The organism is Marinobacterium profundum (genome assembly GCF_001528745.1).
Taxonomy (GTDB): Bacteria; Pseudomonadota; Gammaproteobacteria; order Pseudomonadales; family Balneatricaceae; genus Marinobacterium_A; species Marinobacterium_A profundum.
Window position 1 is genome coordinate 1 of sequence record NZ_BCNS01000143.1, and the last position, 15,577, is coordinate 15,577.

13 protein-coding genes and 10 tRNA genes are annotated in these 15,577 nt (G+C 55.4%); 19 read left to right on the forward strand and 4 right to left on the reverse strand.

What is annotated here, in order from left to right; all coding sequences use genetic code 11:
• Positions 1-332: 332 nt before the first annotated feature.
• Positions 333-1,190: a bifunctional methylenetetrahydrofolate dehydrogenase/methenyltetrahydrofolate cyclohydrolase FolD gene (gene folD / locus MPRO_RS16940; RefSeq protein ID WP_067295508.1), complete on the reverse strand. Its 858-nt coding sequence runs from the start codon at positions 1,188-1,190 to the stop codon at positions 333-335.
• A 321-nt stretch (positions 1,191-1,511) separates the two neighbouring features.
• Here folD and MPRO_RS16945 point away from each other — a divergent pair.
• From MPRO_RS16945 to clpX, 9 genes are all read left to right on the forward strand, one after another.
• Positions 1,512-1,588 (forward strand) — tRNA-Arg (locus MPRO_RS16945).
• Positions 1,589-1,643: 55 nt separating this feature from the next.
• A tRNA-His gene (locus MPRO_RS16950) sits at positions 1,644-1,719 on the forward strand.
• A 14-nt stretch (positions 1,720-1,733) separates the two neighbouring features.
• Positions 1,734-1,818: transfer RNA gene (locus MPRO_RS16955), tRNA-Leu, on the forward strand.
• Between the two features lie 20 nt (positions 1,819-1,838).
• Positions 1,839-1,914: transfer RNA gene (locus MPRO_RS16960), tRNA-His, on the forward strand.
• A gap of 135 nt (positions 1,915-2,049) precedes the next feature.
• Positions 2,050-2,125 (forward strand) — tRNA-His (locus MPRO_RS16965).
• A gap of 110 nt (positions 2,126-2,235) precedes the next feature.
• Positions 2,236-2,311, forward strand: a tRNA-His gene (locus MPRO_RS16970).
• Positions 2,312-2,592: 281 nt separating this feature from the next.
• Positions 2,593-3,933, forward strand: coding sequence for a trigger factor (tig, locus tag MPRO_RS16975; RefSeq protein ID WP_067295511.1), 1,341 nt, complete (start codon positions 2,593-2,595; stop codon positions 3,931-3,933).
• A 95-nt stretch (positions 3,934-4,028) separates the two neighbouring features.
• A complete protein-coding gene (clpP, locus tag MPRO_RS16980) occupies positions 4,029-4,664 on the forward strand; it encodes an ATP-dependent Clp endopeptidase proteolytic subunit ClpP (RefSeq protein WP_067295514.1) in 636 nt (211 codons plus the stop codon).
• Positions 4,665-4,763: 99 nt separating this feature from the next.
• Positions 4,764-6,047 (forward strand): ATP-dependent Clp protease ATP-binding subunit ClpX, encoded by a 1,284-nt coding sequence (gene clpX / locus MPRO_RS16985; RefSeq protein WP_067295517.1) that lies wholly within the window; start codon positions 4,764-4,766, stop codon positions 6,045-6,047.
• 476 nt (positions 6,048-6,523) lie between these two features.
• On the opposite strand, the gene MPRO_RS16990 is transcribed toward clpX, so the two are convergent.
• Positions 6,524-7,465 carry a DUF1853 family protein gene (locus MPRO_RS16990; RefSeq protein WP_082708913.1) on the reverse strand — a complete coding sequence of 314 codons (942 nt, stop codon included), beginning with the start codon at positions 7,463-7,465 and terminating at the stop codon, positions 6,524-6,526.
• Between the two features lie 54 nt (positions 7,466-7,519).
• On the opposite strand from MPRO_RS16990, the gene MPRO_RS16995 reads away from it, so the two are divergent.
• The 6 genes from MPRO_RS16995 to MPRO_RS17020 all read left to right on the forward strand — a co-directional run bounded on the left by MPRO_RS16995 (position 7,520) and on the right by MPRO_RS17020 (position 10,704).
• Positions 7,520-7,837, forward strand: coding sequence for an excinuclease ABC subunit C (locus MPRO_RS16995; RefSeq protein WP_067295523.1), 318 nt, complete (start codon positions 7,520-7,522; stop codon positions 7,835-7,837).
• A 16-nt stretch (positions 7,838-7,853) separates the two neighbouring features.
• Positions 7,854-9,728, forward strand: a complete 1,875-nt coding sequence (gene uvrC / locus MPRO_RS17000; protein WP_067295543.1) for an excinuclease ABC subunit UvrC — start codon at positions 7,854-7,856, stop codon at positions 9,726-9,728.
• Positions 9,729-9,764: 36 nt separating this feature from the next.
• On the forward strand, positions 9,765-10,313 hold the full coding sequence (gene pgsA / locus MPRO_RS17005; protein WP_067295546.1) for a CDP-diacylglycerol--glycerol-3-phosphate 3-phosphatidyltransferase: 549 nt from the start codon (positions 9,765-9,767) through the stop codon (positions 10,311-10,313).
• 86 nt (positions 10,314-10,399) lie between these two features.
• A tRNA-Gly gene (locus tag MPRO_RS17010) sits at positions 10,400-10,475 on the forward strand.
• 62 nt (positions 10,476-10,537) lie between these two features.
• Positions 10,538-10,611 (forward strand) — tRNA-Cys (locus MPRO_RS17015).
• Positions 10,612-10,617: 6 nt separating this feature from the next.
• Positions 10,618-10,704: transfer RNA gene (locus MPRO_RS17020), tRNA-Leu, on the forward strand.
• A 363-nt stretch (positions 10,705-11,067) separates the two neighbouring features.
• Here the strand turns inward: MPRO_RS17020 and MPRO_RS17025 are convergent.
• Positions 11,068-12,018 carry a DNA-3-methyladenine glycosylase family protein gene (locus tag MPRO_RS17025; protein ID WP_067295525.1) on the reverse strand — a complete coding sequence of 317 codons (951 nt, stop codon included), beginning with the start codon at positions 12,016-12,018 and terminating at the stop codon, positions 11,068-11,070.
• Positions 12,018-13,088: a bifunctional DNA-binding transcriptional regulator/O6-methylguanine-DNA methyltransferase Ada gene (ada, locus tag MPRO_RS17030; protein ID WP_067295529.1), complete on the reverse strand. Its 1,071-nt coding sequence runs from the start codon at positions 13,086-13,088 to the stop codon at positions 12,018-12,020. The genes MPRO_RS17025 and ada overlap by 1 nt, the downstream gene beginning before the upstream one ends.
• 204 nt (positions 13,089-13,292) lie before the next feature.
• On the opposite strand from ada, the gene MPRO_RS17035 reads away from it, so the two are divergent.
• The 4 genes from MPRO_RS17035 (at position 13,293) to MPRO_RS17050 (ending at position 15,529) form a co-directional block, all read left to right on the forward strand.
• Positions 13,293-13,366: transfer RNA gene (locus tag MPRO_RS17035), tRNA-Cys, on the forward strand.
• Between the two features lie 157 nt (positions 13,367-13,523).
• Positions 13,524-14,276 (forward strand): DNA-binding protein, encoded by a 753-nt coding sequence (locus MPRO_RS17040; protein WP_067295532.1) that lies wholly within the window; start codon positions 13,524-13,526, stop codon positions 14,274-14,276.
• A 79-nt stretch (positions 14,277-14,355) separates the two neighbouring features.
• Positions 14,356-14,829 (forward strand): response regulator, encoded by a 474-nt coding sequence (locus tag MPRO_RS17045; protein WP_067295536.1) that lies wholly within the window; start codon positions 14,356-14,358, stop codon positions 14,827-14,829.
• Positions 14,830-14,866: 37 nt separating this feature from the next.
• On the forward strand, positions 14,867-15,529 hold the full coding sequence (locus MPRO_RS17050; RefSeq protein ID WP_067295540.1) for a response regulator: 663 nt from the start codon (positions 14,867-14,869) through the stop codon (positions 15,527-15,529).
• Positions 15,530-15,577: the final 48 nt, after the last annotated feature.

The window sequence follows — 15,577 nt, forward strand, 5'->3', positions numbered from 1 at the left end:
GCCTTAAAACACCGCAAAAACCCGCTCAAATCAGTCGGCTCTCGCTACGGCCAGCATTCTCGGACAGCCTCCTAGGGCGACAACGAACAACGCAGGAAGGCGGGAAAAGGGGCCTTTATAAGCTTCATATAGAGTGCAACAGCACACTGGCATGAATCAGGGGGCGTTTTGTTGTATTCAAGGGAGCTGAAGATAAGCGCTGCGTCAGTTATATGGCTCGACGGTGCAGAGCTTTTACCGGATCAGTCAGTTCTGGCAGTGCGAGGGTGCGGTTAGTAATGTAAAGCCCACCCGGGCGGAGCGGGTGGGCTGAAGTCATGCAGGCAGATGGGTTAGTTCTGAACGAGGTTGTTGGCAGCTTCCAGCGTGTTTTCCATCAGGCAGGCCACCGTCATGGGGCCAACGCCGCCGGGCACTGGAGTAATCCAGCCGGCGCGTTCTGCAGCCGTGGCGTATTCGATATCACCCACCAGGCGGCCGTCATTCAGCCTGTTGATGCCAACATCAATCACCACTGCGCCGGGTTTGATCCATTCGCCTTTCACCAGTCCTGGTTTGCCAACGCCAACCACTACAACATCGGCGCGGCCGACATGTGCTGCCAGGTCCTGAGTAAAGCGATGCGTTGTGGTCACAGTGCAGCCCGCCAGCAAGAGTTCCAGTCCCATGGGGCGGCCCACTATGTTGGATGCGCCGACGACCACCGCCTCCTTGCCATGAAACTCGATGCCGGTGGACTCCAGCAGGTGCATGACGCCCTTGGGCGTGCAAGGGCGCAAGGCTGGCAGGCGCTGGGCCAGACGCCCGAGGTTGAAGGGATGGAAACCGTCAACATCCTTGTCCGGGCGGATGCGCTCCAGGATTGCATTGGCATCGAGCTGCTGAGGTAGTGGCAGCTGAACCAGAATGCCATCCACTTCGCTGTTGGCGTTCAGTGTATCGACCAGTTCCAGCAACTCCTGCTGGCCAGCAGTGGCGGGCAGGTCGTAGGACAGTGACTCAATACCAACTTCCTGGCATGCATTTTTCTTGTTGCGCACGTATACGTGGGAGGCGGGATCAACGCCGACCAGAACCACGGCGAGGCAGGGCGCACGCTTGCCTGTCTCCAGGCGTTCCTTTACACCCTGGGCCACTTTTTCACGTACTTGGGCTGCAATCCGTTTGCCGTCAATTATGTTTGCAGTCATCGTTGGGCTGTATTCCTCGAGGCGGGTGTTAGTAAGCTGACGCGGATTTTCTCATGGTTACAGGTGCGTGGCCAAGCGGCTATTTCGCTAAATGAGCACTGACTGTTACCACATGCCAGTTTGTCTGCCGCACAGGCTGTGGAAATTGGCGGTTTGCAGTAATAGCCGCAATTTATGGCTATTCTGTAACCAGTATGATTTTACTGAAAAAATCCGTAATTTTTAGTTGACGTCCAAAAGTGCCGGCCGTAGTATATGCCGCTCCTTTAGACGGGTCGCTAGTAGCTCAGGTTACAGCAACAGTTGAAAGGCGGGAGCAATGCGCCCGTAGCTCAATCGGATAGAGCAACGGCCTTCTAAGCCGTAGGTTGCGGGTTCGATTCCTGCCGGGCGTACCATTAGGCAAGTTGTTTATCCGGTAAAGTGCTAGAAAGTGTTAAAAGTCAGGCAGTGGTGGGCGTAGCTCAGTTGGTAGAGCCCCGGATTGTGATTCCGGTGGTCGTGGGTTCAAGCCCCATCGTCCACCCCATTCCTGATAGCTGTGCGGACGTGGTGAAATTGGTAGACACGCCAGATTTAGGTTCTGGTGCCGAAAGGTGTGGGAGTTCGAGTCTCCCCGTCCGCACCATTTTTGTTTGACACGCTGTGGTGGGCGTAGCTCAGTTGGTAGAGCCCCGGATTGTGATTCCGGTGGTCGTGGGTTCAAGCCCCATCGTCCACCCCATTTCCCGCTAAATGCGTGGAAGTTGAGCGTCAAGGCATTCGCAAGATTTACAGATAAACCGTTTTAAGGCTTGATCTGCAAGGATTGGTTTTTTCAAATTAATCGTTGAGAGCTCGGGCTGGATTCATCGCTGTGGTGGGCGTAGCTCAGTTGGTAGAGCCCCGGATTGTGATTCCGGTGGTCGTGGGTTCAAGCCCCATCGTCCACCCCATTTCCTGCACCTTGTGTCGGAACGATGATGATAAGCGCTTTGGAAAACCTGCCGGTGTAACGAACAGGCGCCAGCCTGATTTACTGTTATCTTTGGCTTGTAACGCTGTGGTGGGCGTAGCTCAGTTGGTAGAGCCCCGGATTGTGATTCCGGTGGTCGTGGGTTCAAGCCCCATCGTCCACCCCATTTCTCGCTATTTTTCCTGTATCTTTCTGTTTTAATTCGTTTTTCTTGATTGAAGCCAAAATTCCTTTATGATCCTTTCTCAGTAGCGAACTCTGCTGCCTTTAATAGTATTCCGCTTGACTATTCGGGGTAACTGGCACAGAATTTCGCGCTTTAGAATTTAGGTTCTGCGGCATCCGTGCCAGGTCGGATAGCGAGTTTACCGCCAAGCGGGTGTTTTTGGTGACGGATTCGTCCGCAGATCGCGATTAAAAAATGCTGCAAGTTTTGTGAGGAATTCCATGCAAGTTTCTGTTGAAGCGACTTCGGGCCTCGAGCGTCAGATGACGATCACTGTTCCGGCCGAGCGTATCGATAATGATGTAGCTACCCGTGTGCAGGATACTGCGCGTCGTGTGCGTATCGATGGCTTTCGTCCGGGCAAGGTTCCGGTCAAAATAGTTCAGAAGCGCTACGGTGCCGGAATTCGCCAGGAAGTCCTGGGTGAAGTGGTCCAGCAGAGCTTCTACGAAGCGGCGCAGCAGGAAAAATTGCAGCCCGCCGGCGGCCCGAATATCGAGTTCAAGAAAGACAAGGCAGGTGAAGACTTTGAATTCACCGCGACCTTTGAAGTTTATCCGGAAATCACCCTGGCTGACTTCGCCGCGGCAGAAATCAAGAAGCTGAATGCCAGCGTTACCGATGCCGATCTTGAAAAAATGATCGACACCCTGCGCAAGCAGCAGGCTGAGTGGGCTCTTGTTGAGCGCGCAGCCGAAGATGGCGATCGCGTTAAGATCGACTTTGAAGGTTTTGTCGATGGCGAAGCCTTCGATGGCGGCAAGGGCGAAGGCATGGATCTGGTGCTGGGCTCCAACACCATGATTCCGGGTTTCGAAGCAGGTCTGATTGGCGCCGTTGCTGGCGACGACAAGGAACTGAACGTAACTTTCCCGGCCGATTACCAGTCTGAAAACCTGCAGGGTAAAGAAGCTCTGTTCAAGGTCAAGGTTCAGAGTGTATCTGCCTCTTCACTGCCGGAACTGAACGAAGAGTTCTTCGTCAAGTTCGGCCTGGAAGGCAAGACTCTGGAAGAGTTTCATGTTGAAGTTCGCAACAACATGGAGCGTGAGCTGAAACAGGCGCTGAAAATGAAGCTCAAAGAGCAGCTTTTCGGCAAACTGATCAAGCTTAACGCCATTGATGTGCCGAGCCCGCTGGTTGACAGCGAGATCGACAACCTGCGCAAGCAGGCGGTACAGCAGTTCGGCGGCGGCAACGCCAACCTCGACCCCAACATGCTGCCAAAGGAACTGTTCGAAGAACAGGCCAAGCGTCGTGTTGCCATTGGTCTGCTGGTGCAGGAAGTCATCAAGGCCAACGAACTGAAGGTTGATGAAGACCGCGTTCGTTCCATGGTTGAAGAGCAGGCTCAGACGTATCAGGAGCCGCAGCAGGTTATCGACTGGTACTACAGCAACAAGGAAATGCTGAACCAGATCCAGAGCCTGGCGATGGAAGATCAGGTAGTTGAACAGCTGCTCGCATCTGCTACAGTCGAAGAAGTTGAAGTCAGCTACGAAGACGCGATCAAGCCCGCTCAGCAAGAAGCTGAAGTGGCGGACGAAGCCGCAGCCGAATAAGGCTGTCGCAGCGACGCTCTAACGAGTCATGAAAAACGACAGTTGGCTCAGGCTGACTGTCGTTTTTTCGCTTATAAGGCTAAGGAGAGATTTGCATGTCAGATATCTTTACAGGGCAGGCGGGAGCCGGAATTAGCTCCAATCTGGTACCGATGGTGGTCGAACAGACCGCGCGCGGAGAAAGGGCCTACGATATCTACTCGCGGCTGCTAAAGGAGCGTGTGATTTTCATGGTGGGCCAGGTCGAAGACCACATGGCCAACCTGATTGTCGCTCAGTTGTTGTTCCTTGAAGCAGAAAACCCGGAAAAGGATATTCACCTTTATATTAACTCGCCCGGCGGTTCTGTTACCGCGGGTCTGGCGATTTATGACACCATGCGTTTCATCAAGCCTGATGTCAGCACCATGTGTATCGGTCAGGCGGCTAGCATGGGAGCATTCCTGCTGGCTGGCGGCGCCGAAGGCAAGCGTTTTGCGTTGCCTAACTCGCGCGTGATGATTCACCAGCCTCTGGGCGGCTACCAGGGTCAGGCGACCGACATTGAGATTCACACCCGTGAAATTCTGTCGATCCGCCAGAAACTGAACGAAATTCTGGCGCACCACACCGGCCAGGATCTGGAAACACTTGCACGTGATACCGATCGTGACAACTTCATGGATCCCCATGCGGCCAAGGCATACGGCCTCATTGATGAAGTACTGGATCGCCGCGTAATCGAAGGCTGATCACGTAAGTACCGCATTATAATTGGCATGCCGGGTTGAAATTACCTGGCGATGCCATTATCAATAAGGTTTACGCGATCGCACTGTTGAGGTAGTCGAATGTCCGACGAAATTAAAGGTAAAGGCGGAGAAGGCAGCAAGCTGTTCTGTTCGTTCTGTGGCAAAAGCCAGGACGAAGTGCGCAAGCTCATTGCCGGCCCTTCCGTATTTATCTGCGATGAATGTGTCGACCTGTGCAACGACATTATTCGAGAAGAGATCCAGGAAATCGAGAGTCAGGAGCAGAGCGATCGCCTGCCGATTCCCGCTGAGATCAAGAAGTCGCTGGATGAGTATGTGATCGGTCAGGAGCAGGCCAAAAAGGTTCTGTCCGTTGCCGTATACAACCATTACAAGCGTTTGCGCTTCAAAGAGCGTCGCGAGCAGGGTGTGGAGCTTGGCAAGAGCAACATACTTCTGATTGGTCCTACGGGTAGCGGTAAAACGCTGCTGGCCCAGACGCTCGCCCGCATGCTCAATGTACCCTTTACCATCGCCGACGCCACAACGTTGACTGAGGCGGGTTACGTTGGTGAAGACGTCGAAAACATCATTCAGAAGCTGCTGCAAAAGTGCGACTACGACGTCGAAAAGGCGCAGCTGGGTATTGTGTATATCGACGAAATCGACAAGATTTCACGCAAGTCTGACAATCCGTCCATTACCCGCGATGTTTCGGGTGAAGGCGTACAGCAGGCGCTGCTGAAGTTGATCGAAGGTACGGTTGCATCGGTTCCGCCCCAGGGTGGTCGCAAGCATCCGCAGCAGGAATTCCTGCAGGTTGATACGTCCAACATCCTGTTTATCTGTGGCGGCGCTTTTGCCGGCATGGAGCAGATCATCCGCGCCCGCTCTGAAAAGAGCTCGATTGGCTTTAGCGCCAGCGTGAAGGGCAAGGAAGATGGCAAGTCCATGAGCAAGATTCTGGCCGGTGTTGAGGCTGAGGATCTGGTGAAATTTGGTCTGATTCCCGAGTTTGTCGGTCGTCTGCCAATGATTGCCGTGCTGGCTGAGCTGGATGAAGAAGCGCTGATCACCATCCTCACCGAACCCAAGAACAGCCTGACCAAGCAGTATGCGGCCTTGTTCGAGATGGAAGGTGCAGAAGTTGATTTCCGCAAGGAAGCGCTGCGCGCCGTTGCTCGCAAGGCACTGGATCGCCGCACCGGCGCCCGTGGTCTGCGCTCAATTCTGGAAGCGGTATTGCTGGAAACCATGTACCAGCTGCCGTCGATGGAAAATGTCACCAAGGTCGTGATCGATGAAGGTGTCATTGCGGGCGAGTCCGATCCGCTGCTGATCTACGAAACGCCGGAAAAAGCCAAGGCCGCTTCCGAGGATTGATCATCAGGGTCAAGCTCTGCATTACAAAAAGGACGCTTCGGCGTCCTTTTTCGTTCTGGCTGTACTTTGTATGTTTTCAATGAGTGCGGATAGCCTGGCGGGGAGCAGCTAGAGCATTTCCACCAAATACTTAATCTGTCGATCGAGGTTGTTTTGAGTGCTTCCTTACTTCGAGGTGGCCGGAGATGGGTCGATGTACGATGAAAGTGCTCTAGTTGTCTACTGACACCGAAACTCGACGATCAGGCCCGAAGGACACGCGGGGCTCCAGATTTTTCACTTATGCCATCCGGCATGGCGGCGTACCGCCACATGACGGTACGCCCCCCGGAACAATTCGCTTGGGTAAACGGTGCGATTCGCTTCGCTCATCAGCACCCTACAAAAGCACGTGCCCGGTTGGAATGTAGGTTGGGTGCAGCCCCGAAGGGGCGTAACCCAACAATGGCCGAAACCCAAGCATGAGCCTGGTTTGTTTAAGTTGCACTCGGGCGTTGATCCCAGTCATCCGGCACCACAAAGCCGCGTCCGGTCTCTCCCCAGCAGCGCGAATCCTCCAGGGTGAGGCGAGACAGTTGCGCCACCAGCGTTGGCTCTGGTTGTTGCAATAAATACGCATACAGGCCCTGCCAGTTCAGTGTCTCTGTTTCGTCTCGCCTTGCCGGGGGCAGCCAGCAGAGCTTCGGCAAAACGGCGTAGCGCTGTTCTGGGCTGCTCTGCAGGCGCTCTAGTTCACCTATGGGTAACCACCAGCCGCGCAGGTGCTCTGGGCTGATATCGCAATGTAATCTGCTGTCGATCATATTCTGCCCCGCGCGGTAAAACAGATAGCCCGGCATCAACAGCTTAGGCTGGGGAAACTCGATGCCCAGTCGATCTAGCGCGGCTTTGCCTGCCGGATGATGGGCGAGGACAAGCTGATGCTGCTGCAGGCGCTGCCACTTGATATCCAGTCGGTCTCGCCGCCCAGGGCCGACAAAGTCGCTGAGTGCGCTGCCATTCCCGCAGCAGAGATAAAATTTCACCGCAGTTTCGAGATGAAACCACTGGCCTGCACTGCTGTAGAGAAAATCGAACTCGCCGGCGGTAATGCCGTCGTGTACGCACTGTAGATTGCGGTGTACCGGCTCTGGCGCCAGAGTATCATTGAGAAGTGTTGCGACAAGGTCTTCATAGTACAGGCCCAGGCGTCGGCGCGAGGACGCGCCTGTCAGCAATGTCAGGGGTGCGGACTGTGCCAGCAGACTGTCGAACGAAGTCGCCGCCGCGCGCATCAGGGAGGGCGCTGAGCGGGCCCACAAATAATCCCGGCGCAGGTCACAGGGTTCGCTTAATAGCTGTATTTGCAGTCTTTGTTGCGTCTTGCTTGTCGCTGGCAGGTTCACAAGAAGAATAAACTCACTTAAAGTAGTTCCCATTCATGCTTAGTAATTCTCATTCTGCGCCGCAATGCGCTGCAAAAGGTCCGCACCATGACGTTTGTACAGAAACGCTCCGATAAAACCATGCCGATCAGTGCGCGTGATCGTCGCCCTATGGTGTCCGATACCGATATTAACTACATTCTGGTCAGCGGTGCCCAGTTGTCGCTGAGCAAGCTCAAGCGCGGCAAGAGTTTTGATACGCGACTGTACCATTTCGCCGAGATCGGTGTTTTCCTTGAGGTGTCCCTGTCCCGCGGTGCGGGCATTAGTGATGACACCCGCGAGCAGCTGCAGCAGCTCCACAAGGAGGCGGTTCATTTGCACATGGCTGCCAACAAGGCTGCGCATGCCAGCACCGCCGACTGAGCCCGTTGTGCAAAAGATCCCGGAAGCTGTTGAGCTTGCGCCTGTCCCTGCCGACGATCAGGCTGCGGCGGTTGGCTTTGATGCCAAGGCTTTTCTGGCGCGCCTGACCTCCAGGCCTGGCGTTTATCAGATGTATGCCCTTAATGGCGACATTCTTTATGTCGGCAAGGCGAAAAATCTGAAGAAGAGAGTCAGCAGTTACTTTCGCAGCAAGGGTTTGGCGCCCAAGACCGCCGCGCTGGTTGCGCGTATTCAGCATGTCGAGGTGACGGTTACCAACAGCGAAACCGAAGCCCTGCTGTTGGAGCAAAACCTGATCAAGGAGCAGCGTCCGCCCTACAATATTCTTCTGCGGGACGATAAATCCTACCCCTATATCTTCATTTCCGATCAGGATGAGTACCCCGCAGTTCGCTTTCACCGTGGCGCAAGGCGCGCCAAGGGCAGTTATTTCGGGCCCTTTCCCAGTGGCACGGCGGTGCGCGAAAGTCTGAATCTGCTGCAGAAGCTGTTTCGCATTCGCCCCTGTGAAGACAGCTTCTTTCGCAATCGCAGTCGCCCCTGTCTGCAGTACCAGATTCAGCGCTGCAGCGGCCCCTGTGTCGGGCTGATCAGCGAAGCGGCCTATGCCGACGACCTGCGTCATGCCAGCATGTTTCTTGAGGGCAAGAGCAGCGCTGTGATGCAGGAACTGGCCAGTCAGATGGAGGCGGCGGCAGCGGATCTGAATTTCGAGCAGGCGGTGCTGCTGCGTGATCAGTTGAGTAATCTGCAGCAGGTGCAGGAGCAGCAATATGTCAGCGGCTTTGAAGGCCAGGCCGATGTTATAGGCTGTGCGCTCAAGCCAGGTGGCGTTGGTATCCACATGTTTTATGTCCGCGGCGGTCGCATTATTGGCAGCAAGGTATTTCACCCGCGGGTGTCGATTGAGGATACCGAAGCCGATGTACTATCGGCTTTCGTGGCGCAGTGGTATCTGGGTGCTAATCGGGAAATTCCCGATCAGATCATATTGCCGCTGGCACTGGGGGATAGCGAGGCTCTGCAGGAGGCGCTGACCCAGAGGCGCGGGCGCAAGGTCGTGTTGCAACACAGTGTGCGCGGTGACAAGGCCGGTTGGCAGCGGCTGGCCCAGACCAACGCCGAGCAGCAGCTGAGCAGTCACCTGGCGAGCAAACAGAACATGTACAATCGATTCCTTGCTCTGCAGGAGGCGCTCAAGCTGGATGGCGTCCCGCAGCGGCTTGAGTGTTTCGACATCAGTCATAGTTCCGGCGAGGCGACGGTGGCCTCCTGTGTGGTGTTTGATCACAATGGTCCGCTTAAAACGGACTATCGTCACTTCAATATCAGCGATATTACCCCCGGCGATGATTATGCCGCCATGCATCAGGCGCTCCTGCGACGCTATACGCGCTTGAAGAAGGGCGAGGGCAAGCTGCCGGATATTCTGCTGATTGATGGCGGCAAGGGTCAGGTCAGTCAGGCCCGCGCCGTGCTGGAAGAGCTGCAGATCACCGAAGTGCTTATTGTCGGCGTTGCCAAGGGGCCGAGCCGCAGGGCAGGGCTTGAAACTCTGGTGCTGGCCGAAAGTGGTGAAGAGATCACTCTGTCGGGGGATGCGCTGGCGCTGCATCTTGTTCAGCATATTCGGGATGAGGCGCACCGGTTTGCCATTACCGGACACCGCGCCCGGCGTGGCAAGGCGCGCAAAACATCGCGCCTGGAGACTATTGATGGCATAGGCCCGAAACGGCGACGCGAATTACTGCGTCATTTCGGCGGATTGCAGGAGATAGAGCGGGCGAGTATTGAAGAAATTGCAAAAGTCTCTACCATAAGCCGCAAACTCGCGGAAGATATCTATTTCGCACTTCATCCAGATCCATGACTCCCCGGAGAGCCACTGGCAGGTATGCTGTTTTCCATGAAAATTCCAAACATTTTGACCTTGCTGCGGATCCTGCTGATACCGGTATTCGTGTTCTTTTATTATCTGCCCCAGGCCTGGGCGCCCATGACGGCCGCAGTGATCTTTGGTATCGCGGCTCTGACCGACTGGTTTGATGGTTATCTGGCCCGCAAGCTGGATCAGTCATCCCCCTTTGGTGCCTTTCTTGACCCCGTAGCCGACAAACTGATGGTCGCAGTCGCACTGGTGGTGCTGGTCGAGACCTTCAGCGACGTCTGGATCACCATCCCGGCGGCGGTCATCATCGGGCGTGAAATCGTTATTTCCGCGCTGCGGGAATGGATGGCGGAGCTGGGGGAGCGCACCAGCGTTTCTGTCTCGGGCCTGGGTAAGGTGAAAACCACGCTACAGATGATCTCCATTCTGCTGCTGGTTGCCTTTACGCCTTACAGCAGTTTTTCCTGGATGGGTGTGGCGGCACTCTATGGCGCCAGTCTGCTTACTTTCTGGTCAATGGTTCTCTACTTGAAGGCTGCCTGGCCGCTCTTGGGCGAAGATCTGTAAGTGTTTAATCTGTAAGAAAAATATTTTCTGTTTCAGTGTTGACACCAAAGCGCAGGTCTCTATAATACGCACCACTTACAGAGCAGGCGGGAATAGCTCAGTTGGTAGAGCACGACCTTGCCAAGGTCGGGGTCGCGAGTTCGAGTCTCGTTTCCCGCTCCAATCTTTAGATTCTGATTCCTTCAGATCTCAGATCTCAAAGAGCCCTGTAAGACGCTATCCGAGGCTGGATGGCAGAGTGGTCATGCAGCGGACTGCAACTCCGTGTACGCCGGTTCGATTCCGACTCCAGCCTCCATTTTTCGCCCGGGTGGTGAAATTGGTAGACACAAGGGACTTAAAATCCCTCGCCTGAAAGGGCGTACCGGTTCGATTCCGGTCCCGGGCACCAGTATCCATGTACCCTTCAGCGTTAGCACTCACCAACTAAAAACACCCTTCAGAATATTTCGGATTATAATTCGGAATATACAGTGGTTTTGATCTACCTCTCTACCTCTCTACCTCTCTACCTCTCTACCTCTCTACCTCTCTACCTCTCTACCTCTCTGGCTCCTTCTGTTGCCGGTTTTTTCTGTTTAAACACTCTTTTGTTTGCAGCACTGTCGACGTTTCTCCGTTTGTCTTGCTTTGCAGAGTTCCATTGTCGATGTCTTTTTGTCGGCCGCCCATGCGGTGCGTCATGGATTGGACGCTTACTGGGTTGATAGTCGTGAAGCTGCTGATTAGTGTGCATTTCCCCGCTCGCGAACGGTTAGACCAGGGCTTTGATGTCTAGCGCCCAGAGGTGTGCGGCTACCAGTGCCCGCCAGGGACTGAAGTCTGCGAGCCAGTCCTGCGTTTGTTTTTCTGTCGGTTTGTCAGTCATCGCCAGCAGTTGTTGCAGGCTGCGCCGTACCGCCACATCGCCATGCAGGGATCCATCCAGCCAGCCATAGCCGCGCATTAGCGTGTAATTGACGGTCCAGGGGCCTATGCCCTTAAGCTGCAGCAGCTGTGCTCCCAGATGTTCGACGTTGCCGCCTTCGGCATCCGGTTGCAGCAGGCCGGATTCAATCGCCTCGCATAGCACTCTGAATGTCTGTGCCTTGCCCGCCGACAGGCCAGCATCTCGCAGGCTGGTATCTTTGAGCGCGCTGACTTGCCGGGCATTGGGGTAGCACCAGAGCCCGCAGGAATGCTGTTGGCCTGCTGCCTGTATCAGTCGGCGACGGATGCTAATGGCCGCGTGCACGCTGATTTGCTGTCCGATAATGGCCCAGCTTAGGGCTTCAAACGGACTTGCAGCCAAGGGTATGCGCAAGCCTGGTGTGCTGCGTATCAGGGTGCCAAGCTGGGAATGTCCGCGATATTGCTGCTCAAAAACTTCCACGGGCTGGGTCAGGCCCAACATCAGACGCGCCCTGCGTTCAAGTTGAGCGGTGAGTACGGAAGGTTTAGAAGATCCAGCTGTGTTGTCGATATCAAGCTGCACCTCAGCGGTATTGCCTTTGAATTGGATATGCAGGCAGGCGGCGCAGTTGTCCCAGTGTAACCCTTTGGTCAGGCTGTCTGGCGCCACGCGTTCAGCGATCTCCTGCAGGTCGCGCCGGTGAAACGCCAGAAAATCTGCCAGCCGATAGTTCGCCGGCAATTCAATGCAGCAGTGCAGGCGTGTGATCACACCGGCGGCTGTGGCTAAGGAGTCGGGCGATTCTGCAGGCATTAGGCGTCACGCTCGCTGTTCAGTAGTGCACGTTTGCGCTCAATGCCCCAGCGATAGCCGGAAAGGCCGCCATCGCTGCGTACAACCCGATGGCAGGGGATAGCGACGGCAATAGCGTTGGCGGCGCAGGCGCCAGCAACGGCGCGCACAGCGCGGGGTGAGTCAATGCGCTGTGCCAGCTGTGCGTAGCTGAGTGTTTTGCCTGGTGGAATATCGCGCAGCGCCAGCCAGACGCGTTGCTGAAAAGCGGTGCCGCGAATATCCAGTGGCAGGTTGATGCCTTGGGCCGGGTTGTCGACAAAGCCCGCCACACGCGCGACCACCTGCATATAGTCAGCATCACCCGGCACCAGGTGAGCCTTGGTAAAACGCTGTTGCAGATCCTGCAGCAGACTACTGGGGTCATCCCCCAGCAGGATGGCGCAAATGCCAAGCTCGCTCTGAGCCACCAAAATGGCGCCCAGGGAGCAATCACCCACGGCGAACTGAATGCGGGTGTCATCGCCACCGGCGCGATAAGAGCTGGGTGTCATTCCAAGTACCTGCGTGGATTCTGCGTAAAAACGGCCGCTGGAGCCATAACCCGCAGTATTTAAGGCTGCGGTGATGGTTTCGCTCTGATCCAGTGCTTCTCTCAGGCGCCGGGCCTGGCGTGCCTTGGCGTACTGGCGCGGTCTGAGGCCGATAAATTCTTTGAACTGGCGATGCAGGTGATGACTGCTCACACCAGTGCTAGCAGCAAGTGCGTCCTGGCTTGGTACTTGAGGTGCGGTTACGATCACGGGACAGAGAGCGACTATGGTTTTGCGCAGGCGTCCCTGTGCTGAGGCCTGATCTGGGTGGCAACGCTTGCAGGGCCTTAAGTCTGCGTTCTCTGCCGCACTGGAGTCCGCATGAAAGCGGGCATTTTCAGGTCGCACGACGCACGACGGACAGTTGGGTCTGCAGTAGATGCCGGTGGTGATAACGCCATAGACGAAACGGCCGTCTGCACTGATATCGCGGTTCAGTACCGCGCTCCAGCGCGGGTCTGCGCAAGTCGTTTTTGCTTGCTGCTCTGGGTTTGTCACGCTGTGATTCCCGTTTCAGGTGGTTTTTGTTCTTGATCGCCACTGTAGCGGGGTGCGGCGCTGAGGTCACTCCGACTCTTGCTGTTGTATTCGATATGGCGCCTGCAGGCAGGCAGCAGAAAGTGGGGCAGGATGGGAGTTGGTGCGCTTTTTAAGCTGAATAGTTGACCCCTAAATGCATTGCTGTATTATGCAGCGCCTTGAGGCTGGATGGCAGAGTGGTCATGCAGCGGACTGCAACTCCGTGTACGCCGGTTCGATTCCGACTCCAGCCTCCATTATTTCCCGCTTTACACCCTCTGTTTTGTGATCTCCCGGCGACGGTGTCGCTGCTTTAGGTTATCCTGCTGTTTTCATTGGCTCTATTGCACGGCTTCAATGCGCCGATTGCGATTGATATCGCCTGAATTACAATACGTATTGTGTATTAATAATATGAAATCAGGTTCCGACACACGCCAAAAAGTGTTCCTGGCAGCGGATCAGCTGCTGGAGCAGGGTCTGCGTCCGACACAGCAGAACGTGCGTGAGCTGATCGGTAGCGGCAGTCTGACAACGATCAACAAGGCCCTGGGCGACTGGTGGAAAACGCTGGGCGAACGCATTACCAGGCGCAACCAGCACCCTGAAGTGCCTGAGGTCGTGCTACTGAGTGCCGGCAAACTCTGGGATCAGGCGCTGGCCTACGCTGAGCAGCGCTTTCTTGAGCAGAGCTCGCAGCTGGAACAGCAGCATCGTGAGAGGCTTGAGCGGGTGCGTCAGGATGATCTGGCCATAACCTCGGATTTGCGTCAGCTACAGGAGCAGAATGCCCGCTTACTGGAGCGTAACGAGCAGCTGTCCATGCAGCTGGACGCCAGCCAGTCCGAGCGCCTGCGCCAGGAAGAGCGGTTGATTCGCCTGGGTTCTGACAATGAAGAGCAGGCACGTCAGATCAAGCAGCAGGCGCTGTTGCTTGAACGCAGCTCGGGCAACGCCGATACTGAGCAGTTGCTGGATTTACGCGTTCGATTGCGCATTCAGGAAGAGGATGGCAAGCGCCTGCATACCAGTAATGACGCCCTGGCGCAGGATAACGCCAGGCTGCGCCAAAAGCTGCAGGAGCAGGAGCGCGGCTTTATGGAGCGGATCCACCAGCTTGAGCTTGAATTGGCTCGCCGCGAAAACAGTACGCTTGCCGGTGGCTAAATGCTTTTCATATTTGAATGAGATTGCACCCTCGGGGCATTCACTGATTCATTTCTGATCCTGCGGTCTGGGTATAAAAATGGATATAACACTCGAAGAAAATGCCAGTTACACCACTATAGTGGATGCACTGCGGCGCTGTGGCGCTGAAGATGCCGTATGCTGCGGCACGGAAATATTGTTTAATAGCGCCAAGCAGGCGCTGGTACAGGAAAAACTGTCGGGTGTGACGCTGCAATTGCTTGATGCCGACGGCTATGCAATACGTCAGGTTACCAGTCGGCGGCGCGCTGATCAGGCGCCGGTGCCGGATCGCCTCAACGACCGTCAGATCACGGTCATAAAGGCCCTGGAAAAGGTATTGCGGCACTGCCAGAAAGAGGGCATACAGCTGGTCGGCTACAGCGACGAACTGGTGGCATTGCCAGCCCAAATCAGGCCAGAAGCTATAGCTTCAGCCTGTGCACTGGATATTGAGACCTATGGAGCTTACCGGGGTGCTGAGGCATTGACGCCAGAATCAGGCATCCTGATTAACGATGTATTACCTTAGGTATACGTAGTTAAATATATAAATATTAAGGAAAAAAATGGGCCCTATTCGTGTACTGCTTGCCGACGATCACCCGGTTGTCCGTGACGGTTTTCAGCGTATTCTGGAGTCTGATGAACGTATCCGAATCATTGCCAGTGCCAGTAGTGGTCATGAGGCTTTTGAGCAATTTCGTGCAGAAAAACCCGACATAGTTGTGCTGGATCTCACCATGCCAAGCCAGGCCGGCGCTCCGGAGAGTTCGTCCATCAGCGGTGGTATGGAGGCTATCAGGCGCATTCTGGCGCAGGACTCCCGTGCCCGCGTGCTTGTGTTGTCCAGCTGTGAAACCAGACCTTATCCCAGCCAGGTGATTAGTGCTGGCGTAAAGGGCTACCTGACCAAGCGCTGCGCACCGGCGGAACTGATTGAGGCCGTTGTGCGGGTGCACTCGGGCGAGCGTTATTTTTCGCCGTCGATTCAGGATCAGCTGGACGACTCGGCGACGGACTGCTCTCCGGTGAAGCAGTTGAGCTCCCGCGAGCTGCAAATTTTTGTGATGCTTGCGGACGGGCAGTCGGTTGCCCAGATAGCGGAAGCTGTGTTTCTAAGCCCCAAAACCATCCATGCCCATCGCTCCAACATCAAGCGCAAGCTTGACCTCAAGGCTAATGGCGAGATAGTGCATCTGGCCATGCGTCACGGCCTGATTAACCCCTAGGAGGCTGTCCGACAATACTCAACCTACTGCGAGCCACCTGAGTTTGGC